Raw genomic sequence first — 22,316 nt, 5'->3', positions numbered from 1 at the left:
CTCCCCTGCTGCATCGTCCGGTCGACGGGTGAGCGCCCATCAACCCGGAACTGGGCCATGTGCGCGCTGCCTCAGAGCGCATCGGGGTCATCCATCCGAACTCTGAGTGTAGGAGGAGGTCGGCGATCGCCTCCGTCGCGGGCGCGCGGGCGAGACCTGCTCGCGGCCGCGATCACCGCGGCCTTCAGGGTGCCGGCGACGGCGTGGCCGTGGCCGTAGTCGAAGCGCAGGATGCTGCGCACGGTGCCGTCCTCGGCGGGGAGGGTGTTGAGCACCGAGGCTCCTGCCGACTCGGCATCTGCGGTCGCGCGCTCGACGAGCGCGAGCGGACCTGTGACGGTGGCGATGCGCACGGAGGGCGGGAAGCGCAGCTGTCGACGGTCGGCGAGCTCGCGGGCGACGAACTCGGCCTGCCGCCAGGTCGCCATGGCCACCGCGATCGGCCCCGTCACGCCGACCAGGTGCACCGGGGCCCCGGGGGCCGCGAGGGTGGCGGCGGCCGACCACCAGCGCAGGCAGTCCTCTGCGACTCGGGCGCTCTCCCGCATCATCATCCGCTCGCCGTCGAGCAGCAGGACGGCCGCGTATCCGCCGTCGGCGATGGGCTCGGCCCCGCGGGTGGCGATGACGAGCGCGGGATCGCGGGGCACTCGGTCGCGAGGACGCTCGCCGTCGGAGATCAGCACCTTCACGCCGGGAAAGGCGCGCCCGAGGTCGTGCGCGGTCCGACCCGCGTCGGGTGCGATCGGGTCGCCCTTGCTGCGCAGGGCGTCGAGGGCGGCATTGCCCGGCCGGGCGACCTGGACGAGCACGGGACCGTGAGTGATCGCCTCCGTGGCCGCCCGCCAGGCGCCGCGCGGGATGCGCGGGCTGCCGGGGTCTTCGGGAGTGAGCACCATGTTCGGCGTGCGTGGTCGGGTGGGTGCCACGGCCCGGAGCCAGCCGAGCTCGACGAGCCGCTCGGCGGCGATGGACCGCGCGTGATCGAGCAGCACGAGGGCGGCCCCGCTCTGCTCCTGGCGCAGGAGAGCGACGTCCCGGGCATGCGCGTAGGGGGCGAGCTGCTCTCCGTAGAGGCTGTCGCCGTCGTTCCAGAGCGCGATCAGTCCGAGGTGGTGCGCCGGTGCGTAGACGATCGATCGGTTGCCGACCAGGATCCTCGGCCGGGGGTCGAGAGCTCCGAGGAATCCGCGGTAGCGCAGCGCCGGCGGTTGGCGGGCGTCGAGCCGGATCACATCCTCGGGCCGGGCGGTGTGCGCGAGCGCGATCATGATCTGGTCGATGTCGCGGTAGTCAGGGGCGGCGAGGATGGCGCTCCTGCCGGCGGCGAGCTCGCGCACGGCGAGCTGCGCGAGGGTGATCGCCCATTCGCCGATCCACTCCCCGCCGATCTCGACGAGTCCGGTGAGCGCGGACAGCGCGATCCGGCTGCCCGGCTGGATGGCCGCGTCATCGCCGTACCCTGTCAGCTCGGGACTGTCGGGACGGGTGAAGTCGGGGACGGTCTCGCGCGCCAGCCATGCCTTCTCCTCGCGCACGTAGCGCTTGGGGATGGCCAGGCGCAGCACATCGCTGGCGTTGCCGGCGGAGCGATCGGCGACCGCCCGAGCCAGGGCGAACACCTCGGCGGTGAGCACGGGCTGCGCCGACACGAGGGCCTCGAGCTCGCTGAGGCCGCCCGGGACCTCGGTGGTGGCCGCGGTCTCGACCACGAAGCCGTCGGCGATGCGCCGCGCCACCCGCAGCGGCACGCGCACCCGCATGCCGGCCTGCACCTGCCCGATCAGCCCGTCGGGCACCCGGTAGTCGAACAGGTGGTCGAGCTGCGGAAGCGGCGAGTCGATCAGCACCCGCGCGACGCTGTGCGGCCGATCCCCGTCCGACGAAGCGTCGGTGGCCGGGTCGAGGGCGGTGTCGAGGGCGCCGTCGGCCGCGCCGTCGACACCCGGACCGAAGTCGAGATCGACCTCCAGCTCGAGTCGCGTCGAAGAGTGCCCGGGTGTCTCGGGCTCAGCCGGACCGGTCACCGCTCAGAGACCGACGGCGCTTCGGAGGTCGTCGGTGCGATCGAGGCGCTCCCAGGTGAAGTCAGGCAGCTCGCGACCGAAGTGCCCGTATGCCGCGGTCTGCGCATAGATGGGCCGACGCAGATCGAGATCGCGGATGATCGCGGCGGGACGCAGGTCGAAGACCTCGCGGATGGCGCCGATGATCGCCTCGTCGGAGACGCGGCCGGTGCCGAAGCTCTCGACGTACAGGCCGACGGGTGCGGCACGGCCGATCGCATAGGCGACCTGGATCTCCAGCCGATCGGCGAGCCCGGCGGCGACCGCGTTCTTGGCCACCCACCGCATGGCGTAGGCGGCCGAGCGGTCGACCTTGGACGGGTCCTTGCCACTGAACGCGCCGCCGCCGTGACGGGCCGCGCCGCCGTATGTGTCGACGATGATCTTGCGTCCGGTGAGCCCTGCGTCGCCCTTGGGCCCGCCGATCTCGAAGCGGCCGGTCGGGTTGATCAGGAGTTGCACGTGCGAGGTGTCGAGCTCGACGAGGTCGAGGACCGGGCGGATGACGTGGGCTTCGACCTCGGCGGCGATCTGCGCGTTGCTGACCCACGGCGCGTGCTGGGTGGAGAGCACCACCGTCTCGACGGAGACCGGGACGAGGCCGTCGTAGCCGACCGTGACCTGGGTCTTGCCGTCGGGTCGCAGGTAGGCGAGAACTCCGTCGCGGCGGACGGCGGCGAGCCGCTCGGCGAGCCGGTGGGCCAGCCAGATCGGCAGCGGCAGCAGCACGGCGGTCTCGGTGGTGGCGAAGCCGAACATGATGCCCTGGTCACCGGCGCCCTGGGTGCTCAGCAGGTCGATGCCCTCCCCTGCCTCATCGGCCTCGCGGGCCTCGAGGGCGCGGTCGACTCCCCCGGCGATGTCGGGCGACTGCGAGCCGATGGAGACGGAGACACCGCAGCTCTCGGCGTCGAAGCTCTTCTCGGAGGAGTCGTATCCGATCTCCTTGATCTTCTTGCGCACGATCCCGGGGATGTCGGCGTAGCCGGCGGTGGTGACCTCACCCGCCACGTGCACGAGACCCGTGGTGACGAGGGTCTCAACGGCCACCCGGCTGTTCGGATCCTGCTCGATGAGGGCGTCGAGGATCGAGTCGGAGATCTGGTCGCAGATCTTGTCGGGGTGGCCCTCGGTGACGGATTCCGACGTGAAGAGGCGCAGTGCGGCCATGGGGGCTCCAGAGGTTCGCAGCGTCATGGACGCGGCAGGTCGATCGGGCGGCGGCTGAGACGGACGGAAGCGCCCGACTCGATGATGGCTTCGCGCGGCACCGCGAGCTGTCCGACGATCGGCCCTGCGAGGGCCGGATCAGACGAGCAGATCGAGTATCCGATGCGCCACCGACATCTTGTCGCCCACGGCGTCCCCCACTATAGAACCGGCCCGATCGAGCAGCGTCACACGGGTGTCATCGGCAGCGAAGACCTCGGTCCAGCCGACCCGATTGACCACCAGGAAGTCCACGCCCTTGCGGACCGCCTTCGCGCTCGCGATCGCCAGCAGCGCTGCATCGTCCGTCTCGGTCTCGGCGGCGAAGCCGATCACCACCTGACCCGGCAGCCGCTTCGGGGTGAGGGTGCCGTTCGTCAGGCTCGCGAGGATGTCCGGATTCTTGACCAGGCGCAGCTCGAGGACATCGCCGGTCGCGTCCTTCTTGATCTTGTCGTCGGCGACCGTCTCGGGCCGGTAGTCGGCCACGGCGGCGGCCATCACGACGGCGTCGGCGACCTGTGCGGCGTCCGCCACCGCGACGGCCAGCTCCTGGGCGGTCTGCACCTCGACCAGAGCGACTCCGGCGGGCACGGGCACCTCGAGATGGGCGGCGATGAGCGTGACGTGCGCACCGCGGTCGCGTGCGGCGGCGGCGAGGGCGACGCCCTGCTTGCCGCTGGATCTGTTGCCGAGGAAGCGCACCGGGTCGAGCGGCTCGCGGGTGCCCCCCGCGGTGATGGCGATGCGCCGTCCGGCCAGGTCCTGAGGCCTCAGGGCGGCGAGTGCGGCCGCGACGATGTCGTCGGGCTCGGACATCCGTCCGGGGCCCGCGTCCTTGCCGGTCAGCTGGCCGCTGGCCGGGCCGACGATGCGCACGCCGCGGGCGCGCAGGGTCGCGACGTTGGCCACGGTCGCCGGGTTCTGCCACATCTCCGTGTGCATCGCGGGTGCGACCACCAGGGGTGCGCGGCTGGCGAGCACGGTGTTGCCGAGGAGGTCGTCGGCGAGCCCGCTCGCGAGCTTGGCGAGGGTGTTCGCGGTCGCGGGGGCGATCACGATCAGATCGGCGGACTGGCCGATCGCCACATGCCGGACCTCGGCGACGCCCTCGTAGAGCTCGGTGTGCACCGGGTTGCGGCTGAGCGCCTCGAGGGTGGGCCGTCCCACGAAGCGCAGGGCGGCCTCGGTCGCGACGACCTGGACGTCGTGACCGGCGAGCACGAGCAGCCGGACGACGCCGACCGCCTTGTAGGCGGCGATGCCGCCGGTGATGCCGACCACGACGCGAAGGCGCCGCCCCGATGGGGCGACGCCTTCGCGGAGTGCGGTCTCGGTCAGAGCGCCCGCATCTCGAGCTTGTTCTCGTTGATCTCGTGCAGTGCCACGGTCAGCGGCTTGTCGTCGATCGACGAGTCGACCAGCGGTCCGACGTTGTCGAAGAGGCTTCCCTCGTGCAGATCGGCGTAGTAGTCGTTGATCTGGCGCGCGCGCTTCGAGGCGAAGAGCACGAGCGCGTACTTGGAGTCGACCTTGCCGAGGAGGTCGTCGATGGGCGGGTCGATGATGCCCTTGAGTCGCGTGCTGGTCATGTTCGTCCTCTCGCCGGCCGGTATGGGCCGAAGTTCGTCTGCTGCGGGATGCCGAATGGCCCGATACTCATTGGGACATCAGGGCTGCCCGTGCTCTGCGGGCAGATCCGGGCGTGCACAGCGTTCAGCTGTGCGCAGCAGGCATCAAGTGTACGACCTCTTGGGCCGCTGTCTCCACGTCGGAGTTGACGACGCGATAGTCGAACTCGTCCTGAGCGGCCAGTTCGACCCGTGCGGTGGCGAGTCGACGCTCCCGCTCCTCGGCGTCCTCCGTGCCGCGGCCGACGAGTCGGCGCACCAGCTCGTCCCAGGTGGGCGGCAGCAGGAAGACCAGTCGCGCCTCGGGGAACGCCTGTCGGACCTGCCGTGCGCCCTGGATGTCGATCTCCAGCAGCACGCTGCGTCCGCGCTCCAGCGCTGCGATGATCGGCGCCTTCGGGGTGCCGTATCGCGAGGCGTTGTGCACCGTCGCCCACTCGAGGAACTCCGAGTGCTCGATCATCCGATCGAACTCCGCGTCGTCGACGAAGTAGTAGTTGACGGCCTCGACCTCGCCGGGACGGGGCTTGCGGGTGGTCGCGCTCACGGAGAGCAGCACCTCGGGGTGGTGCGCGCGGATGTGCGCGGCGACCGTGCCCTTGCCGACCGCCGTGGGTCCGGCGAGGACGACGAGTGCTCCACGAACCTGCCCGCTCGACTCGGGCGGCCGAGGGTCGCCCTGGCCGCTGGAGCCCGGGTGACGCACGCCCCGACTGCTCGAGTCCGGTCCGCCGAATGCCTGATCAGTGGTGCTATTCGCCACTGGCCGGCTGATCCCCATCAGCACTGCGACCGCTGCCGTCGGAGCCGTCGTGGTCGCCACCGCCGCCCGCGTTGACCGTCGCGCGCTCCCCTGCGCGGTGCCGGTCGACCAGCTGCTGACGCTCTACCAGGAAGGCGCGCAGGCGCTCCTTCTGGTGCACGCCGAGACCGCCGACGCGCTTGGACTGGGCGATGCCGAGATCGGTCATGATCCGCGCGGTGCGGGTCGGGCCGAGCCACGGGATGCTCGCGATCAGCTCGCTGACGCGCAGAGTCGCCTCCGCGGGATTCTCGGCGGTCGCCGCGTCGAGCACCTCGCTCGCCGTGCGGTCACCCGATGCGACCTGACGCTTCACCTCCGCCCGTGCTCGACGGGCAGCGACCGCGGCGCGACTGCCTGCGATCCTGTCGACTTCGGGGGGTTTCACTCGTATGCCTCCGACACCTGCCGAACCTGCTTGTCGATCGCTGTGCCCAACCCCCCGGGGCCAGCGGACAAGATACTGCGGGACGCCGTCACGATGGCGTGATCGGCGCTGGCCCCCAGGATGCGGCGGACGTCTCCGGCCTCCGCACCCTGAAAGCCGAAACCTGGTGCGAGGACGGGCGCCGCGGGCGACGCCGCGAGCCCTTCCACGCTGATGCCGAGCTCGTCGACGTCGACGGTGGCGCCGATGACGACGCCGATCGAGCCGAGGCGCTCAGCCTCGTAGTGCTCCGCGTTGTACGCGGCGACAGCGGCGGCGATGCTGCCCGCCACCGAGCTTCCGGCCTGCGAGCCGCGGGAGACCGTGGCGGTCTGCAGCTCACCCGCCTCGGGATTGGAGGTCGCGGCGAGCACGAAGATGCCCTTGCCGCGAGATTTCGCCTGCGCCAGCGGCGCGGCGAGCGAGCCGAAGCCCATGTAGGGCGCCACCGTCAGCGCGTCCGCCTCGAGCGGCGAGTCGGCGCCGAACCATGCGGCGGCGTACGCCTCGAAGGTCGACCCGAGATCGCCGCGCTTGGCGTCGGCGATCACCAGCAGTCCCGCATCGCGGGCGCTGGCGAGGACGTCTTCGAGGGCCCGGAAGCCGAGGGAGCCGAACCGCTCGTAGAAGGCGACCTGCGGCTTGATGATGCCCACCCGACCCGCGCACGCCTCGACGACGCGGAGGCCGAACTCGAGGGCGCCTGTGGCGCTCTGAGCGAGACCCCAGTCCGAGAGAAGGTACTCGTGCGGATCGATGCCGACGCACAGGTGTCCGTGCGCATCGAATGCCGCGCCGAGGCGCGCTCCGAAGGACTCGGGGCGGGGATGATTCATCCGGCCGGGATCCTCTCGGGTCGTGCTGCTGAGTGGGCTGCGGAGGCTGCAGCGGACGCTGCGGCTCGCGCAGAACTTACGGCGCGCTGATCAGCGTATTCCTGAAGGCTCGTCACTTCGAATCCTGTCTGGATCGCCTCGATCGATGCAACCGCTGCGGCGAGCTGCGCGATGGTCGTGAAGAGCGGCTTGTCGGCCGCGACGGCGGCCGCCCGGATCTCGTATCCGTCGGCTCTCGCCGACCGGCCGGACGGCGTGTTGATGACGACATCGACCTTGTCCTGCTCGATCAGCTCGACGATGTCGGGCAGGTCGCCGTCGGATCGGCCGTCGCGTAGACCGTCACCGCGGGTCGAGTACTTGCCGACGACGCCGGCTTCGATCCCGTTGCGGCGCAGCACCTCGGCCGTGCCCTCGGTGGCGAGCAGGGAGAACCCCAGCTGCTGCAGGCGGAGCACGGGCAGGATGATCGCCCGCTTGTCGCGATCCGCCACCGAGACGAAGACCGTCCCGGTGGGCGGCAGGCCGCCGTATGCGGCCTCCTGGCTCTTGGCGAAGGCTCGTGGGAAGTCCCGGTCGATGCCCATCACCTCACCGGTCGAGCGCATCTCCGGGCCGAGCACCGAGTCGACGACGCGCCCCTCGGTCGTGCGGAACCGCTTGAAGGGCAGCACGGCCTCCTTGACGGCGACCGGCGAGTCGAACGGCACGATCGAGCCGTCCTGCTCGGGCAGCAGGCCGTCGGCGACGAGCGAGTCGATGCTGCGGCCGACCATGATCAGCGAGGCCGCCTTGGCGAGCGGGATGCCGAGCGCCTTGGCGACGAACGGCACCGTGCGAGAGGCCCGCGGGTTGGCCTCAAGCACGTAGAGCACGCCTGCGCCGATGGCGAACTGGACGTTGAGCAGCCCCCGCACGCCGATCCCCTTGGCGATGGCGAGGGTCGCGTCGCGCACGGCGTCGATCTGGCCGCGCCCGAGGGTCACCGGCGGAAGCGTGCAGCTCGAGTCGCCGGAATGCACGCCGGCCTCCTCGATGTGCTCCATCACGCCGCCGACGTACAGCCGCTCGCCGTCGAAGAGCGCGTCGATGTCGATCTCGATCGCGTCGTCGAGGAACCGGTCGACGAGCAGCGGGTGGCTCGGGCCGACGATCCCCTGACCCTCGATGCGGTCGAAGTAATCGGCGAGGGAGGCGGAGTCGTAGATGATCTCCATCCCCCGGCCGCCCAGCACGTAGGAGGGTCGGACGAGGACCGGGTAGCCGATCGAGGTGGCGACGTCCAGCGCGCCGGTGAGCTCGATGGCCGTGCCGTTCTTCGGCGCCACGAGGCCGGCGTCGTCGAGGATGCCGGAGAACAGGCCGCGCTCCTCGGCGAGGTCGATCGCGGCGGGAGTGGTGCCGAGGATCGGCACGCCGGCCGCCTCGAGGCCCTTGGCGAGGCCGAGAGCGGTCTGGCCGCCCAGCTGCACGACGACGCCGACGAGCTCGCCGCTGGCGGACTCGGCGTGGATGACCTCCAGCACGTCCTCGAGGGTCAGCGGCTCGAAGTAGAGCCGGTCCGAGGTGTCGTAGTCGGTCGACACCGTCTCGGGGTTGCAGTTGATCATGATCGTCTCGTAGCCCGCGTCCGAGAGGGCGAAGGCCGCGTGCACGCAGGAGTAGTCGAACTCGACGCCCTGGCCGATCCGGTTCGGTCCTGAGCCGAGGATGACGACCTTGCGACGATCGCTCGGGATCACCTCGGTCTCCTCGTCGTACGACGAGTAGTGGTACGGCGTCAGGGCGGGGAACTCCCCCGCGCAGGTGTCGACGGTCTTGAAGACGGGACGCACGCCGGCGTTCCAGCGGATGGCGCGCACCTCGTGCTCGTCGAGCCCGCGCAGCTCGGCCAACTGGGCGTCGGAGAATCCGTGGTCCTTCGCGTGCCGGAGCAGGTCGGCGTCGAGCGAGTCGGCGGCCTGGATCTCGGCCGCGACCTCGTTGATCAGCACGATCTGGTCGAGGAACCACGGATCGATGCCCGTCACCTCGAACAGCTCGTCGACCGTGGCACCGGCGAGCAGTGCGCGCTGCACGGAGCCGATGCGTCCATCCGTGGGGATCTCGGCGAGGACGAGGAGCTCCTCCTTGGTGGCATTCGTCGGGGCCCAGCTGAAGGACGAGCCGCGCTTCTCGAGCGAGCGGAGGGCCTTCTGCAGGGCGGTGGAGAAGTTTCGGCCGATGGCCATCGCCTCGCCGACCGACTTCATGGTGGTGGTCAGGCGTGCGTCCGCTGCGGGGAACTTCTCGAAGGCGAACCGGGGCACCTTGACGACGACGTAGTCGAGGGTCGGCTCGAAGCTCGCCGGGGTGACGCCCGTGATGTCGTTCGGGATCTCGTCGAGGCGGTAGCCGATGGCCAGCTTGGCGGCGATCTTGGCGATCGGGAATCCCGTCGCCTTGCTGGCCAGGGCGCTGGACCGGCTGACCCGCGGGTTCATCTCGATCACGATCACCCGCCCGGTGGCCGGGTCGATGGCGAACTGGATGTTGCAGCCGCCGGTGTCGACGCCGACGGCGCGGATGATGTCCATGCCGATGTCGCGGAGGTTCTGGTACTCGCGGTCGGTCAGCGTGAGGGCCGGGGCGACGGTGATCGAGTCGCCCGTGTGCACGCCGACGGGGTCGACGTTCTCGATCGAGCAGACGACCACCGTGTTGTCGGAGGTGTCGCGCATCAGCTCGAGCTCGTACTCCTTCCACCCGATGATCGACTCCTCCATCAGCACCTCGCTGGTGGGGCTCTGGTGCAGGCCGTCGCCGACCATCCGCAGCAGGTCCTGGCGGGTGTAGGCGAAGCCGGATCCGAGGCCGCCCATCGTGAAGGAGGGCCGGATGACGAGCGGGTATCCGAGGTCGTCGGCAGCGGCGAGCGCCTCGTCGATGGTGTGCGCGATGTGGCTGCGCGCCACGTCGCCACCTGCGTCGAGGACCAGCTGCTTGAAGATCTGCCGATCCTCGCCCTTGTTGATCGCCTCGAAGTTGGCCCCGATCAGCTCGACGTCGTACTTCTCGAGGATGCCGTGGGTGTGCAGGTCGATCGCGGCGTTGAGCGCGGTCTGGCCGCCGAGGGTCGGCAGGATCGCGTCGGGCTTCTCCTTGGCGATGATGGTCTCGATGACCTGCCAGGTGATGGGCTCGATGTAGGTCGCGTCGGCGAAGTCGGGGTCGGTCATGATCGTGGCCGGGTTGGAGTTCACGAGGATGACGCGCACGCCCTCCTCGCGGAGCACGCGGCAGGCCTGGGTGCCCGAGTAGTCGAACTCGCAGGCCTGGCCGATCACGATCGGGCCCGATCCGATGACGAGGACGCTGTTGATGTCGTCGCGCTTGGGCATCAGACGTCCTCTCCGGCGAGGCGGGCGCCGTCTCGGGGCGAGCGGTCCGTCGGCAGCACGTCAGGGCTGGATTCGACCTCGATGGCCGCCTCTGCGCTCTCGCCGCTCGCGATCACCATCGCCCGGAAGCGGTCGAACAGGTACGCGGAGTCGTGCGGCCCCGCTGCGGCCTCGGGGTGGTACTGGACCGAGAAGGCGGGGATGTCGAGGCAGGCGAGGCCTTCGACGACCTGGTCGTTGAGTCCGACGTGGCTGACCTCGACCCGTCCGAAGCCGGCGGGCGACTCGACGGGACCGTCGAGCGGGGCGTCGACCGCGAAGCCGTGGTTGTGCGCGGTGATCTCCACCCGTCCGGTGCGGCGGTCGAGCACCGGCTGATTGATCCCCCGGTGACCGAAGGGCAGCTTGTAGGTGCCGAAGCCGAGGGCGCGGCCGAGCAGCTGGTTGCCGAAGCAGATGCCGAAGAACGGGATCCCGCGCTTCAGGACCTGCTGGAGGAGCGCGATGTGGTGATCGGACGCCTCAGGGTCTCCCGGGCCGTTCGAGTAGAAGACGGCGGTCGGGTCGAGGGCGAAGAGATCATCGGCGCTGATCGATTCGGGCACGACGTGCACGTCGAACCCGCGGGCGGCGAGCGCGTGGATGGTCGCGGCCTTGATGCCGAGGTCCAGGATGGCGACCGAGCCGATCCGCTCGGCGGTCGCGTCCACCGTGTACGCGGTGTCGGTGGACACCTCGGCGGACAGATTGAGTCCGCTCATCTCGGGGCTGGAGGTGACGAGCGTCAGCTGCTCGGCGGGGTCGAGGTCGGCATCCGGACCCGAGAAGATCGCCGAGCGCATGGCGCCGCGGTCGCGCAGGTGCCGGGTGAGGGCGCGGGTGTCGATGCCCGAGATGCCGACGATGCCCTGAGCGGTCAGATCGTCGTCGAGGCTGCGCTTCGCGCGGTGGTTGGAGACCACGCGAGAGGGATCGCGGACGACGTAGCCGGCGACCCAGATGCGGGCGGACTCGGGATCCTCGTCGTTGACGCCGGTGTTGCCGATGTGCGGCGCGGTCTGGGCGACGATCTGCCCGGCGTAGGAGGGATCCGTGATGGTCTCCTGATAGCCGGTCATCCCGGTGGTGAAGACGGCTTCGCCGAATGCGCGTCCGACTGCGCCGTAGGCGCGGCCGCGGAATCGCCGTCCGTCCTCGAGCACGAACACGGCGGGGGCTGACGGGGCCACTCAGAGCTCACTTTCTTCGTTCGATGATGCGTGCGAGTCCTCATCGAACCGAGACGACGCTACCGAACCAGGTCGGATCGCGTGAATCGTGTCGAGGATGCGCGTCTTGTCGTCGCCCGAGAGGGGGCGGAGGTAGGTGTCGACGGGGGTGCTGCCGAGGATCCAGGTGATCACGATCATCCCGCCGGGCTCCACGACCCGATCCACGGTGACCGTGCCGGTGCCGAGGCCCGTGATCGAGGTGGTGGGGATGAAGACGGCGTCCTGACCGGGCAGGGCGAGCGAGACGCCCGACCAGAAGACCTGGACGGTCGCGCGTCCGCGCACGGCGAGACCGCGGGAGGCGACGCGTTGAAGGGCCTGCGCCTCGAGGGTCGTCGAGACGTAGAACACGTCGGCGGTCAGCAGATCCTGACCCGGGTCGTCGGGCAGCTGAGCGACCTCGCCATACTGCACGGAGCGACGCTTGCTGGCTCGCCAGCCGAGGGCCATGCCGATCAGGACGAGCACGATGAGGGCGACGACGATGAGCACCGGGGTGAGTTCAGGCATGGGCTGTCGCATTCGGTTCGAGGGAGCTGCGTCCGAGAGGGCCGCGTTCGACGATATGTCCGTTCAGCACGGTCGGCGCACCGAGGTGGAACGTCGCGACGACCGCACCCGGCAGGCTGCGGCCGAGATAGGGCGAGTTGACGCTCTTGCCGGCGAGATCGGCGATGCCGAAGTCGCGCCGAGCCGACGGGTCGATGAGGATGATCTCCGCGGCGGATCCCACCGCGATCGGCTGACCGTGTCCCTCCACGCCGCCGATCCTCGCGGGAGCCACCGACAGCACGCGCTCGACGTCTGCCCAGACGAGCAGACCCGTCTCCACCATCGCCTCCTGCACCACGGACAGCGCGGACTCGAGGCCCACCATCCCGTTGGCCGCGGCGCTCCACTCGCAGTGCTTGGCATCGTGGCCGTGCGGGGCGTGGTCGGTCGCGACGATGTCGATGGTGCCGTCGGCGAGCCCGGCGCGCACCGCCTCGACATCCGCATCGGAGCGCAGGGGCGGGTTGACCTTGAAGCGCGCGTCATAGCCCGCGGCGAGGCGGTCGGTGAGCAGCAGGTGGTGCGGGGTCACCTCGGCGGTGACCCGGATGCCGCGGGCCTTGGCCCAGCGGATGACTTCCACGCTGCCCGCGGTCGAGAGGTGGCAGACGTGCAGTCGGGCGCCGGTGTGCTGGGCGAGCAGCACGTCGCGAGCGATGATCGTCTCCTCGGCGACGGCAGGCCAGCCGGCGAGCCCGAGCTCCGCGCTCATCGGTCCCTCGTTGAGCTGGGCACCCTCGGTGAGGCGCGGCTCCTGGGCGTGCTGGGCGAGCACGCCGTCGAAGGTGCGGATGTACTCCAGTGCCCTGCGCATCAGCAGCGGGTCGGCGACGCAGCTGCCGTCGTCGCTGAACACCCGCACCCGCGCCTTGGAGCGGGCCATCCCGCCGATGTCGGCGAGCTGGGTGCCGGCGAGGCCCTTCGTGACGGCGCCGATGGGCCGGACGGTGACGTACCCGGCGGCGTCGCCGAGGGCCTGGACCTGCTCGACGATGCTGGCGGTGTCGGCGACGGGAGTCGTGTTCGCCATCGCGTTGACCGCCGTGAAGCCGCCGACGGCTGCCGCCCGCGATCCGCTGAGCACGGTCTCGGCTCCCTCTCCCCCTGGCTCGCGGAGGTGGGTGTGCAGGTCGACGAGGCCGGGCAGCGCGATCAGCCCGTCGGCGTCGATCCTCGTCGCGCCGCCGGCGTCGACGCGATCGCCGACAGCGGTGACGACGCCGCTCTCGAGACGGATGTCCACCGTCCGCCCGTCGCTGAGGCGCGCGCCCGCCAGCAGGTAGGCCGTCGTGCCGTTTCCCGCACTCGTCGGGCTCATGCTGCTCCTCCGGTGGCGGTGAGGTAAAGAGCGGCCATCCGGGTGGACACGCCGTTGGCGACCTGCTCGCGCACGGTAGAGCGCGCAGAGTCGGCCGCGACCGAGGCGATCTCGAAGCCGCGGTTCATCGGGCCGGGATGCATCACCACGGCGCGCTCGGGCAGTGCCGCGAACCGGGCGGCGGTCAGGCCCCAAAGGCTCGCGTATTCGCGCGTGCTCGGGAAGTAGGCGTCGTGCATCCGCTCGGTCTGCACCCGGAGCATCATCACGGCGTCCGGATCGGTGTCGGCGATGGCGGCGTCGAGGTCGAATGCCACGGTCACCGGCCAGCCGTCGATGCCGTGCGGGATGAGCGTCGGCGGTCCGACGAGCGTCACCTCGGCGCCGAGGGTGCTGAGCAGCCAGACGTTGGAGCGAGCGACCCGCGAGTGCAGGATGTCGCCGACGATCAGCACCGTGATTCCGTCGAGGGCGGCCCCGCGACTCGCGTCGCCATGGATCCGACGACGCAGGGTGAAGGCGTCGAGAAGAGCCTGAGTGGGGTGCTCGTGGGTGCCGTCGCCCGCGTTGAGCACGCTGGCGGCGATCCATCCGCTCTCCGCGAGGACCTTGGGCGCGCCCGAGGAGCCGTGCCGGATCACGATGACGTCGGCGCCGATGGCCTCCAGGGTCTGCGCGGTGTCCTGCAGGGACTCGCCCTTGGAGACGCTCGAGCCCTTGGCCGAGAAGTTGATGACGTCGGCGGAGAGCCGCTTGGCGGCCGCCTCGAACGAGATGCGCGTGCGGGTGGAGTCTTCGAAGAACAGGTTGACGACGGTCTTGCCGCGCAGGGTGGGCAGCTTCTTGACCTCGCGCTGCTGGGTGGCCGCCATGTCCTCGGCGATGTCGAGCAGCTGGATGGCGGTGTCCCGATCGAGGTCGCGGGTGGAGAGCAGGTGCTTCATCGGGTCGCCTCCTCGGTCGACTGGGTGTCAGCGGGGTCGGTGATGGCCTCGTCGGGATCCGGCGCCGCGGGTGCGTCCCTGCTCGTGTCCTCGATGGTGACCGCGTCGATGCCGTCCGTGCCCGTCAGGAGCACGTTGATCCGCTCGCTGGTCGCCGACGGCAGGTTCTTGCCGACGTAGTCGGGACGGATGGGCAGCTCACGGTGCCCACGGTCGACCAGGACCGCGAGGCGAACCGCGGCCGGGCGGCCGTGATCGGCGATCGCGTCGAGCGCGGACCGGATGGTGCGGCCCGAGAACAGCACGTCGTCGACGAGGACGACGGTCTTCCCGTCGATCCCGCCGGCCGGGATGCGGGTGGGCGACGGGCTGCGGGTGGGGTGCCGGGCGAGGTCGTCGCGGTACATCGTCACGTCGAGAGCACCGAATGGGACGGGGCTCGGACGGCCGTCGACGCTCTCATCGGACGAAGCGGCGAACGCGGTGATCAGCGCGGCAAGCCGCTCGGCGAGCTCGACGCCGCGGGTGGGGATCCCGAGGAGCACGAGGCCGGCGGACCCCTTGTTCGCTTCGAGGATCTCGTGAGCGATGCGGGTCAGCGCGCGGGTGATGTCAGCCTGCTGCAGCACGGTTCGTGCAGCCATCCTGACCTCCTTCCCCGCCTCACAGGACGGATTTCAAGGATGTCGATTGCACCCAGAAGCCTACCGCCTCCAACCGTCCCTTTCACCGTTCAGGCGATCTTCACGGATCAGGCGATTCTGCGATTTCGGGCATGGATCAGGCGATTTTCGCCTGAACCACGTTCGAAAGCCTGAACCGTGAAAATCAACCGATGACTTTGGCGATGGATCGGGTCATGCTGGCCCCGTGCCGAGGCCACCGTGCGGGTGATGATCGTCGCGATGCCCTTCGCCGGGCACATCGCCCCCTTCCTTCCCGTCATCGACGAGCTCGTGGCCCGCGGGCACGAGGTCGAGCTCTACAGTGGATCGGCCTTCCGCGAAGCGGTCGAGCGCCATGGCGCTATGTCCGCTGCGTGGACGGAGGCACCCGATTTCGACGAGAACGACCTCGCCGCCACCTTCCCCCGCCTTCAGGGCCGCAAGGGCATCGCGCAGCTGCTGATCAACGTCGAGGATCTCTTCGTCCGGACCGGCCCAGCCCAGGTCGCCGACCTGCAGGCGATCTGGAATGCGCGTCCGTGGGATGTGCTCCTCGCGGACGGCCTGAGCGTCGGCGCTTCGCTGATCGCCGAGCTGACGCCCGCGCCGTGGGTCTCGCTGAGCGTCACGCCGCTCAACATGCCGAGCCGCGACATGCCGCCTTCCGGCATGGGCATCGTGCCCGGACGCACGCCGATCGGGCGTGCACGCGATGCGCTGCTGCGTTCCGTGGTGCCGTTGATGGATGGACGGTTGACCAGGGCTCTCAACGAGGCACGGACAGCCGTCGGCCTGACTCCCACCGAGGACCGCTTCGGAGCCGCTCTGCTGTCGAAGACGCGCGTGCTCGCGCTCGGCTCTCCGGGCACCGACTTCCCGAGATCGGACATGCCCGGTCATGTCCGATGGATAGGCCGGGTGGTCACCTCGTCGCTCGGTCGGCCGTTCGATCGGCCGGGTTGGTGGCAGGAGCTCGAGACGCCCGATCGCCTCGTCGTGCTGGTGACCCAGGGCACCCAGAACGTGGATGCATCCGACCTCATCCGACCGGCCATCGACGCGCTGGCGCTCGACACCAACGTGCTGGTCGTCGTGACCACCGGGCAGCGCCAGCTGACGACCCTTCCGTTCCCCATCCCGCCCAACGTCCGGGTTGCGGACTTCCTGCCCTTCGAGGAGCTGCTCCCCCACGTCGACGTGATGATCACCAACGGCGGGTGGGGTGGCACTCTGGCGGGTCTGGCCCACGGAGTGCCGCTGATCATCGCGGGCGGCGACCTCGACAAGCCCGAGATCGCGGCCCGGATCGCCTACCGCGGCGCCGGGGTCGACCTGCGCACCGGGCGACCGACGGCGAAGAATGTGGCCGAGGCGTTCCAGCGCATGCGGTCGGATGGCAGCTTCCGGGTCGCCGCGGGAGCCATCGGCGATGAGCTGGCTCAGCTGGGTGGAGCGGCGACGATCGCCGACGAGGTCGAGTCGGCCGCCCGGCGAGCGGTTCCCTGACGGCAATCGCTCGCTAGCGGAGAGCCGGACGCCCCTCCCCGAGGACCGCGAGGATGGTGCGAAGTGTCCCGGGCCAGTCGTCGACGATCTGGGCGTAGGTGAATCGGAGCACGCGCAGGTTGCGCTGGGCCAGTTGGGCGTCCCGAGCCCGATCGCTCGCGAATCGCTCGCTCTCGGCGTGCAGCCTGCCATCGCATTCGATGACCAGCCAGCCGTCGATCATGAAGTCGACGCGGGACCTGCCGACGACGACCTGTTCGGCAGGATTCAGGCCGGCATCCTCCAGTCGAACGCGCAGCACCGACTCCAGCACGCTTTCGGCCTTGTCGGAGCACCTCTCGAGGATGCGTCGCTTGTCCGGGCTGACCGCAGCGGACAGCCGCGCGAACTCGGTGCCGCTGATGGGGCGAAGTCCGGTGGCATCTACTCCATAGAGCGCCGCATCGACCATGCCGACCGCCCAGTCCCGATCCACACAGCCGAGCGCGGTGCTCAGCGCGTCGAGCAGTCCGACTCGGAACTGCCCGCGCGGCTGCGGCGCACCCCAGTGGCGGACGATGCCGTTGTCATCGCCAGCCGCCACTCGGCGGTATCCGTCGTCCGTCGCGCGGAGTCGGGCGGCGTTGGGGGCGAGCCCGACATGCACGCGATGGTCCCGCGGCACCGGAAGCCCGTAGCTGGCGGCCGCTGAGACGCAGTCCAACACGCCACCGGCTCTGACCGCCCGGATCACGGCGCTGTCATGGGTCGGGGTGACGTACCACCCCACCCGCGGTCGAAGCAGCTGGCCCGATCGGTGCAGTGCGGCCACCTGGTAGCGGGTGAAGCCCGACCCGAGGAGATCCTGGATGTGCGCGACGCCATTCACGCGGGCCATCGCGGCCGCCAGCTTCCTGTCCATGGCGAGCATGGTGCAGCATCGGACCAGCCTGATTCGGGGCACGGCGACATCTGTGAAGAAGTCGCGCCGCCGTCCGCCTGTTGAGGAACGGCCCTCACTTTCACCGTTCAGGCTTTCGCACACCGTTCAGGCGAAAATCACCTGAACGATGGCCGAAACCCACGAATCACCTGATCGGTAAAAATCACCTGATCCGCGGAGGTGGACCAGCGCGGCGACGGCGGCCGATTAGCGGAGCAGCCGAGGCGGCCTAGGCGGTGGGGGTGGCGGTGCGGGCGATCGCGGCGAGGACTCCGTGCACGAACTTGGCGGAGTCGTCGGTGCTGAGCTCCTTGGCTGCCTCGACCGCCTCATCGATGGCGACCGCGGTGGGCACCTCGTCGTTGAAGAGGATCTCCCAGGCGCCGATCCGAAGGATCGCGCGGTCGACGGCCGGCATCCGCTCGATGGTCCACGCGGCCGAGTTGCCGGAGATCAGCTCGTCGATGCGCACGTTGTTGTCGATGATGCCCTCGATGATGTCGCGGGCGTAGCGCCAGCTCGCGGCACGATCGGGCTCGCTCTGCGCGCGGACGGACTCCGCGTCGACGAGCGAGATCACCGGCACGTCGCGGACATCCGCCGCGAACAGCAGGTCGAGTGCCCGCTTGCGGGCCTTGCTGCGTGCGCTCACGTCAGTCGTTGACCCGGCCGAGGTAGTCGCCCGTGCGGGTGTCGACCTTGACCTTCGTGCCGATGCCGACGAATAGCGGGACCTGGATCTCGTAGCCGGTCTCGATCGTGGCCGGCTTGGTGCCGGCGTTCGAGCGGTCGCCCTGCAGCCCTGGCTCGGTGTAGGTGATCTCCATCACGACCGAGGCGGGCAGCTCGACGTACAGCGGGTTGCCGTTGTTGAGCGCGACGGTGGCGACCTGATTCTCGAGCAGGAAGTTCGCGGCCTCCCCGACGACCGGTCCCGGCACGGTGATCTGCTCGTAGTCGGCGGTGTCCATGAAGACGAAGTCGGCGCCGTCCTGGTACAGGTACTGGAAGTCGCGGCGATCCACGTTCTCGGTCTCGATCTTCGCGCCCGCGTTGTAGGTGCGGTCGACGACCTTGCCGGTCACCACGTTCTTCAGCTTGGTGCGCACGAACGCGCCGCCCTTGCCGGGCTTGACGTGCTGGAACTCGATCACGTTCCAGAGCTGGCCGTCGATGTTGAGGACGACGCCATTGCGGATGTCAGCGGTTGAAGCCATGGGATTCCGTTCGATTCACGGGCGCCGGAAACACGCCCCCGACAGTGTACTCAGTACCCGTCAGGAGACGCGGGCGAGCACGGCCTGCAGCGCGAGGCGGTACGAGTCGGCACCGAGACCGGCGATGACCCCGGTCGCGACGCCCGAGATGACGCTCGTGTGCCGGAACTCCTCGCGGGCGTGCGGGTTCGACAGGTGCACCTCGACGAGCGGCAGTCCGGATGTCGTGACGATCGCGACCGCGTCCCGCAGCGCGTACGAGTAGTGGGTGAAGGCGGCGGGGTTGAGCACGACCGGGCTCTTCGTGTCGACCGCTTCATGCAGCCAGCCGATCAGTGTCGCCTCGTCGTCGGTCTGGCGGAGGTCGATCGTGGTGCCCTCGGGAGCCTCGGATTCGAGCGTGGCCTGGATGTCGTCGAGGGTGAGCGTGCCGTAGACATCCGGCTCGCGGGTGCCGAGGCGTCCGAGGTTGGGGCCGTTGAGGATGAGGACGTTGGTCACGCGATCACCCTATCCAGCGGATCAGCTCGATCCATGTGCACCAAAGCGGCGGATGTGCGCGAAATTACGTGCACATCGGGCCGGAACGTACACATGGAAGGGGGCGGGGGCGGGTCCGTCGGTCAGGAGGCGATCTCCTGGTAGGCGGCGAAGAGGAGCTGGTCCTCCGGGGCGCGGAGCACGGTGGGCTTGCCGATGTCGTCAAGGACGATGAAGCGCAGCATCGCGCCGCGGGCCTTCTTGTCGCGGCGCATCGTCGCGAGCAGGGTCGGCCACCGGCCGGCCGGATACTCGAGCGGCAGGCTGAGCGAGCCGAGGATGGCGCGGTGCCGATCGACCGCCTCGTCCGACAGGCGGCCGGCGAGCCGGCCGAGCTCGGCGGCGTAGACCATGCCGACCGCGACGGCCGCGCCGTGCCGCCAGAGATAGCGCTCCGCGTGCTCGATGGCGTGGCCCAGGGTGTGGCCGTAGTTGAGGATCTCCCGACGGCCCTGCTCGGTGAAGTCCTCGGAGACCACCTCTGCCTTCAGTCCGATCGAGAGCTCGATCAGCCGACGGAACTCGGGGGTGCTGGGATCGGTGGCGCGATCCACGTCCGCTTCGAGGATGTCGAGGATCTCGGGCACCCCGATGAAACCGCATTTGGCGACCTCGGCGAAGCCCGCGAGCAGATCGTTGCGCGGCAGCCCGTCCAGCAGATCGAGATCGGCGATAACGGCGGCCGGCGCGTAGAACGAGCCGACCAGGTTCTTGCCCTCCGCGGTGTTGATGCCCGTCTTGCCGCCGACCGACGCGTCCACCATGCCGAGGACGGAGGTCGGAAGCTGGATCAGCTTCACCCCGCGCAGCCAGGTGGCCGCCACGAAGCCCGCGACGTCGGTGGCAGCTCCGCCGCCGAAGCCGATCACGGCATCCGAGCGGGTGAAGTCGGCCTGACCCATGATCTGCCAGCAGAAGGCGGCGACCTCGACCCGCTTGGCGGCGTCGCCGTCGGGGATCTCCGCCAGCAGGACCTCGCGACCGTCGTGCAGCGCGTGACGCAGGGCATCGGCCTTGGCGCCGACGGTCGGCTGATGCACGATGAGCACCTTGCGCACATCCGGTCCGAGTGCGGCGGCGATCTCGTCGCGGAGTCCACGGCCGACCACCACGTCGTAGCCGCCGGGAGCGGACGCGCCACCGCCGACGGCGATCCGCGTTGTCGTCTCGGTGTCAGTCATCCTCTGCCTCGTTCTCCTCGACCTCGGCCGGAGCGCTCTCGGCCGGGGCCTTCGAGGACCCGGTCTCGGCGTCTCCATCGGTCAGCCAGGCGGTGACCTCTTCGGCCACGGCGTCCATCTTTCGGCGAGAGGTGTCGAAGGTGCGGCTGGCGAGCGCGGTGTAGAGCGGCATCCGCTGATCGACGAGCGCGCTCCAGGCAGCGACTCCCCCGCCGGTGAGCAGGGGGCGCTTGTCGCCCTCGATCCGGTCCGCGACCGCGTCGGCATCGACCATGATCAGCGCCACGCGCTTGCCGGACAGGTCGGCCTGGGTGCGGGGATCGAGCACCGCTCCCCCGCCCAGTGCGACGACTCCCGCGCCGGCCAGCGCGATGCGGACGGCCTCGCGCTCCAGCTCTCGGAAGTGCAGCTCGCCCTTGCTCGCCCAGATGTCGGCGATCGTGCCGTGCTCGGCCACGACGACCCTGTCCGTGTCGGTGAACGACGTGCCGAGCGCCCGTGCGACGCGCTTTCCGACCTTGGTCTTGCCCGCACCGGGCGGTCCGATGAGGACCACGACGGGCTCGGTCGGCTGTCCGGAGGCGTCGGCGACGGCAGCTGGGGGCTCGGAGGCGCCGAGGTCGGCAGCCTCTCCGGCGGCGCCGTCAGCCATGGACGGCGGGGGCGGTCTGCAGCGTCTCGGGGATGTTGGCGAGGTAGGCGTCGAGGTTGCGCCGGGTCTCGCCGACGGAGTCACCGCCGAACTTCTCGAGCACGGAGTTGGCGAGCACGAGCGCGACCATTGCTTCGGCGACGACACCGGCCGCGGGCACGGCGCAGACGTCGGAGCGCTGGTGGTGGGCGGCCGCCACGTCGCCGGTCGCGACGTCGATGGTGCGCAGCGCGCGCGGCACCGTCGAGATGGGCTTCATCGCCGCGCTCACCCGGAGCACGGTTCCCGTGGACATGCCGCCCTCGGTGCCGCCGGCGCGGTCGGTGAGGCGCTCGATCCCGCCAGGTCCCGGTACAAGCTCGTCGTGGGCAGCGGAGCCGCGACGGGTGCTGGTGAGGAAGCCGTCGCCGACCTCCACGCCCTTGATCGCCTGGATGCCCATCAGGGCGGCGGCGAGCTGGGCGTCGAGGCGACGGTCCCAGTGCACGTAGGAGCCGAGCCCGGGCGGAAGTCCGTAGGCGAGCACCTCGACGATGCCGCCCAGGGTGTCGCCCTCGCGCTTGGCGTCGTCGACTTCGGCGATCATCAGCGCGGATGTCGCGGCATCGAAGCAGCGCAGCGGATCGTCGTCGATCGCGGCGAGGTCGCCGAGGCCGGGAAGCGGCGAGCCCTCAGGCACGCGCACCGGGCCGATGGAGACGGTGTGGCTGATCAGGCCGATGCCGAGCTCGGCGAGGAACGACCGAGCCACCGCGCCGAGCGCGACTCGTGCGGCGGTCTCGCGGGCGCTCGCCCGCTCGAGCACAGGACGCGCCTCGTCGAAGTCGTACTTCTGCATGCCCGTGAGGTCGGCGTGCCCGGGGCGCGGTCGGGTCAGCGGGGCGCCGCGTCCACGGGACTTCTCGGACAGCTCGGTCGGCTCGGGGTTCATCACCTCGACCCACTTGGGCCATTCGGTGTTGCCGATCCGCAGCGCGACCGGACCGCCGATGCTCGTGCCGTGCACGACGCCACCCGAGATGTTCAGCTCGTCCTGCTCGAACTTCTGCCGCGATCCGCGCCCGTAGCCGAGCTTGCGGCGGGCGAGGTCCTCCCGGATGGCGGGAAGGGTGACGGAGACCCCGGCGGGGAGTCCTTCGAGGATCGCAACGAGTTCAGGACCGTGCGACTCCCCTGCGGTGAGCCAACGAAGCATGC

Annotated in this window: 20 protein-coding genes and 1 pseudogene; 1 reads left to right on the top strand and 20 read right to left on the bottom strand. The window is 70.1% G+C overall.

What is annotated here, in order from left to right; genetic code table 11:
- Positions 1 to 71: 71 nt before the first annotated feature.
- The 13 genes and pseudogenes from E6C64_RS01485 to pyrR all read right to left on the bottom strand — a co-directional run bounded on the left by E6C64_RS01485 (position 72) and on the right by pyrR (position 15,080).
- On the bottom strand, positions 72 to 2,027 hold the full coding sequence (locus E6C64_RS01485; RefSeq protein ID WP_332908208.1) for a primosomal protein N' family DNA-binding protein: 1,956 nt from the start codon (positions 2,025 to 2,027) through the stop codon (positions 72 to 74).
- A 3-nt stretch (positions 2,028 to 2,030) separates the two neighbouring features.
- Entirely contained in the window at positions 2,031 to 3,236 is a 1,206-nt protein-coding gene (metK, locus tag E6C64_RS01480) for a methionine adenosyltransferase (RefSeq protein ID WP_136425841.1), read from the bottom strand.
- A 138-nt stretch (positions 3,237 to 3,374) separates the two neighbouring features.
- The gene (gene coaBC, locus E6C64_RS01475) at positions 3,375 to 4,559 is read right to left on the bottom strand and encodes a bifunctional phosphopantothenoylcysteine decarboxylase/phosphopantothenate--cysteine ligase CoaBC (RefSeq protein ID WP_233255402.1); all 1,185 of its coding nucleotides are present in this window, start codon (positions 4,557 to 4,559) and stop codon (positions 3,375 to 3,377) included.
- A 53-nt stretch (positions 4,560 to 4,612) separates the two neighbouring features.
- Positions 4,613 to 4,867: a DNA-directed RNA polymerase subunit omega gene (rpoZ, locus tag E6C64_RS01470; protein WP_136425839.1), complete on the bottom strand. Its 255-nt coding sequence runs from the start codon at positions 4,865 to 4,867 to the stop codon at positions 4,613 to 4,615.
- Between the two features lie 124 nt (positions 4,868 to 4,991).
- A pseudogene (gene gmk / locus E6C64_RS01465) lies at positions 4,992 to 5,549 on the bottom strand (guanylate kinase); the annotation flags it as partial.
- Positions 5,550 to 5,658: 109 nt separating this feature from the next.
- Positions 5,659 to 6,096 carry an integration host factor, actinobacterial type gene (mihF, locus tag E6C64_RS01460; protein ID WP_136425838.1) on the bottom strand — a complete coding sequence of 146 codons (438 nt, stop codon included), beginning with the start codon at positions 6,094 to 6,096 and terminating at the stop codon, positions 5,659 to 5,661.
- Complete coding sequence (gene pyrF, locus E6C64_RS01455; RefSeq protein ID WP_136425837.1) at positions 6,093 to 6,971, bottom strand: orotidine-5'-phosphate decarboxylase; 879 nt, start codon at positions 6,969 to 6,971, stop codon at positions 6,093 to 6,095. The genes mihF and pyrF overlap by 4 nt, the downstream gene beginning before the upstream one ends.
- Positions 6,968 to 10,351 carry a carbamoyl-phosphate synthase large subunit gene (gene carB / locus E6C64_RS01450; protein ID WP_136425836.1) on the bottom strand — a complete coding sequence of 1,128 codons (3,384 nt, stop codon included), beginning with the start codon at positions 10,349 to 10,351 and terminating at the stop codon, positions 6,968 to 6,970. The genes pyrF and carB overlap by 4 nt, the downstream gene beginning before the upstream one ends.
- Positions 10,351 to 11,580 (bottom strand): glutamine-hydrolyzing carbamoyl-phosphate synthase small subunit, encoded by a 1,230-nt coding sequence (carA, locus tag E6C64_RS01445; protein ID WP_233255401.1) that lies wholly within the window; start codon positions 11,578 to 11,580, stop codon positions 10,351 to 10,353. Before carA ends, carB begins: the two co-directional genes overlap by 1 nt.
- A complete protein-coding gene (locus E6C64_RS01440; RefSeq protein ID WP_136425835.1) occupies positions 11,581 to 12,132 on the bottom strand; it encodes a PH-like domain-containing protein in 552 nt (183 codons plus the stop codon). It lies immediately after the preceding gene.
- On the bottom strand, positions 12,125 to 13,492 hold the full coding sequence (locus E6C64_RS01435; RefSeq protein ID WP_136425834.1) for a dihydroorotase: 1,368 nt from the start codon (positions 13,490 to 13,492) through the stop codon (positions 12,125 to 12,127). The genes E6C64_RS01440 and E6C64_RS01435 overlap by 8 nt, the downstream gene beginning before the upstream one ends.
- Positions 13,489 to 14,436 carry an aspartate carbamoyltransferase catalytic subunit gene (locus E6C64_RS01430; protein WP_136425833.1) on the bottom strand — a complete coding sequence of 316 codons (948 nt, stop codon included), beginning with the start codon at positions 14,434 to 14,436 and terminating at the stop codon, positions 13,489 to 13,491. Before E6C64_RS01430 ends, E6C64_RS01435 begins: the two co-directional genes overlap by 4 nt.
- Positions 14,433 to 15,080: a bifunctional pyr operon transcriptional regulator/uracil phosphoribosyltransferase PyrR gene (gene pyrR, locus E6C64_RS01425; protein WP_136425832.1), complete on the bottom strand. Its 648-nt coding sequence runs from the start codon at positions 15,078 to 15,080 to the stop codon at positions 14,433 to 14,435. Before pyrR ends, E6C64_RS01430 begins: the two co-directional genes overlap by 4 nt.
- 249 nt (positions 15,081 to 15,329) lie before the next feature.
- On the opposite strand from pyrR, the gene E6C64_RS01420 reads away from it, so the two are divergent.
- Positions 15,330 to 16,607 carry a glycosyltransferase gene (locus tag E6C64_RS01420; RefSeq protein WP_136425831.1) on the top strand — a complete coding sequence of 426 codons (1,278 nt, stop codon included), beginning with the start codon at positions 15,330 to 15,332 and terminating at the stop codon, positions 16,605 to 16,607.
- 13 nt (positions 16,608 to 16,620) lie between these two features.
- On the opposite strand, the gene E6C64_RS01415 is transcribed toward E6C64_RS01420, so the two are convergent.
- The 7 genes from E6C64_RS01415 to aroC form a co-directional block, all read right to left on the bottom strand.
- Positions 16,621 to 17,508, bottom strand: a complete 888-nt coding sequence (locus tag E6C64_RS01415) for an endonuclease domain-containing protein (protein WP_158437697.1) — start codon at positions 17,506 to 17,508, stop codon at positions 16,621 to 16,623.
- Between the two features lie 250 nt (positions 17,509 to 17,758).
- Complete coding sequence (nusB, locus tag E6C64_RS01410; protein ID WP_136425829.1) at positions 17,759 to 18,181, bottom strand: transcription antitermination factor NusB; 423 nt, start codon at positions 18,179 to 18,181, stop codon at positions 17,759 to 17,761.
- 1 nt (position 18,182) lies between these two features.
- Positions 18,183 to 18,746 (bottom strand): elongation factor P, encoded by a 564-nt coding sequence (gene efp / locus E6C64_RS01405; RefSeq protein ID WP_136425828.1) that lies wholly within the window; start codon positions 18,744 to 18,746, stop codon positions 18,183 to 18,185.
- Between the two features lie 60 nt (positions 18,747 to 18,806).
- On the bottom strand, positions 18,807 to 19,247 hold the full coding sequence (gene aroQ, locus E6C64_RS01400) for a type II 3-dehydroquinate dehydratase (protein ID WP_136425827.1): 441 nt from the start codon (positions 19,245 to 19,247) through the stop codon (positions 18,807 to 18,809).
- A gap of 122 nt (positions 19,248 to 19,369) precedes the next feature.
- Entirely contained in the window at positions 19,370 to 20,467 is a 1,098-nt protein-coding gene (gene aroB / locus E6C64_RS01395) for a 3-dehydroquinate synthase (protein ID WP_136425826.1), read from the bottom strand.
- A complete protein-coding gene (locus E6C64_RS01390) occupies positions 20,460 to 21,119 on the bottom strand; it encodes a shikimate kinase (protein ID WP_136425825.1) in 660 nt (219 codons plus the stop codon). Before E6C64_RS01390 ends, aroB begins: the two co-directional genes overlap by 8 nt.
- Positions 21,112 to 22,314: a chorismate synthase gene (aroC, locus tag E6C64_RS01385; protein ID WP_136425824.1), complete on the bottom strand. Its 1,203-nt coding sequence runs from the start codon at positions 22,312 to 22,314 to the stop codon at positions 21,112 to 21,114. The genes E6C64_RS01390 and aroC overlap by 8 nt, the downstream gene beginning before the upstream one ends.
- Between the last annotated feature and the right edge of the window lie 2 nt (positions 22,315 to 22,316).

The sequence above is a fragment of the Naasia lichenicola genome (assembly GCF_004801885.1).
In the GTDB taxonomy this organism is placed as follows: Bacteria; Actinomycetota; Actinomycetes; order Actinomycetales; family Microbacteriaceae; genus Naasia; species Naasia lichenicola.
The sequence above is the reverse complement of the archived record's forward strand: the minus strand, read 5'-3'. Positions and strand labels throughout refer to the sequence as shown.